Here is a 1,306-nt window from a genome sequence, read left to right on the forward strand (position 1 = left end):
GTGAGTCGTTTAGGTTGCATATAATGAGCCGTTTGTTTTTGTTTTTTCGCAAATTGATAATAATTAAACGGCTCTCTAAATGCTATCAAAAGTTGCCTTCATGTGTATACTGGATTTGAACCATGCCAAATAAAAAAATAAAAAGGTAAGAAACAAAAAACCAAGCCAAGATTTGTAAATTTTTTCATGAAAAAAGTGTAAAATATTTTTTGATTTTTATGTGTGAGTAGTTGAGATATGTTTTAGATTTTTTTGTGATAAATTTTGAGATTTTATTTTTTAGATTTGTCTAAGTAAAAATTAAAACAAATGACAAAAATAAATAGAAATATTTTGCTTGCATCATTTTATTTTTTTGTTACTCAAAAATAATGCGTGGACTTTTACCAATGACTTCGGCAATTTTGAAATGCTTAATATTATTCAAAATTTAAGATAAATATTTCAAACCCTTATCATCAACAATGTTAATAAGTTTTAATATTGCTCCTTGAGCTTTACGCTGACCTTGTTCAAGACTTCTTACCATAGCAGGGCTAATATTCAAAAATTTTGCAAAGACAGCTTGACTGACATTCTGACGTTCTCTAATTTCTTTTATATCTTCGCCAGTGTATTCGTATATATTTGGCGTGCTTAATTCTGTTAAATCTCTAAGCGTTTGCTTATCAATTATGCCTGTCGTATATAAATCGTTTGATAAATCATTTATTGTTTCTCTTATCGTGTTCATCATATCACCTCAAATAATTTTTTATTTTCAATTAGCTTTTTAATATCACTTTCACTTAATGACAATAATATCCCTGAAAGTTTTTTAAAGTCTTTAAGTTCTCTAGTGGTGAAATTTTCTTTTTCATTTTTGTTAAAGCAATGCACCCAGTAACATACTTTTCCATCGCTAAAAACAATAATTGTTCTACTGCTTCCGCTTTTGCCTTTATTGTTTGTTGCTACTCTAAGCTTATACAAATTGCTGCCTAGTGAATATCTTTGTTTACCTATATCATCAAGAGCGCAGAAAAAATCTAACGTTTCTCTTAGTGAAAAATTACTAATATGTTTCGATTCACTCGCAAATTTTTTTATTTTATAATTTTTCATAGAATTAAGTTTGATAATATATAATACTAGATATTATAGTACATTGTATTATGATTGTCAATATAACAAAAAAAGGGCATGGTTCAAATCCAGTATACACATGAAGGCAACTTTTGATAGCATTTAGAGAGCCGTTTAATTATTATCAATTTGCGAAAAAACAAAAACAAACGGCTCATTATATGCAACCTAAACGACTCAC

2 protein-coding genes are annotated in these 1,306 nt (G+C 28.0%); both read right to left on the reverse strand.

Annotated elements, in window-relative coordinates:
- Positions 1 to 430: 430 nt before the first annotated feature.
- The gene (locus IE867_RS14450; RefSeq protein WP_192485404.1) at positions 431 to 736 is read right to left on the reverse strand and encodes a helix-turn-helix domain-containing protein; all 306 of its coding nucleotides are present in this window, start codon (positions 734 to 736) and stop codon (positions 431 to 433) included.
- The gene (locus IE867_RS14455; RefSeq protein ID WP_192485405.1) at positions 733 to 1,104 is read right to left on the reverse strand and encodes a type II toxin-antitoxin system RelE/ParE family toxin; all 372 of its coding nucleotides are present in this window, start codon (positions 1,102 to 1,104) and stop codon (positions 733 to 735) included. The genes IE867_RS14450 and IE867_RS14455 overlap by 4 nt, the downstream gene beginning before the upstream one ends.
- Positions 1,105 to 1,306: the final 202 nt, after the last annotated feature.

The organism is Cysteiniphilum marinum (genome assembly GCF_014857925.1).
Lineage (GTDB): Bacteria > Pseudomonadota > Gammaproteobacteria > Francisellales > Francisellaceae > Caedibacter > Caedibacter marinus.

Bases quoted from the DNA above. Each gene is read 5' to 3' on its own strand.
- IE867_RS14450 (WP_192485404.1), bottom strand. From the start codon at position 736: ATGATGAACACGATAAGAGAAACAATAAATGATTTATCAAACGATTTA.
- IE867_RS14455 (WP_192485405.1), bottom strand. From the start codon at position 1,104: ATGAAAAATTATAAAATAAAAAAATTTGCGAGTGAATCGAAACATATT.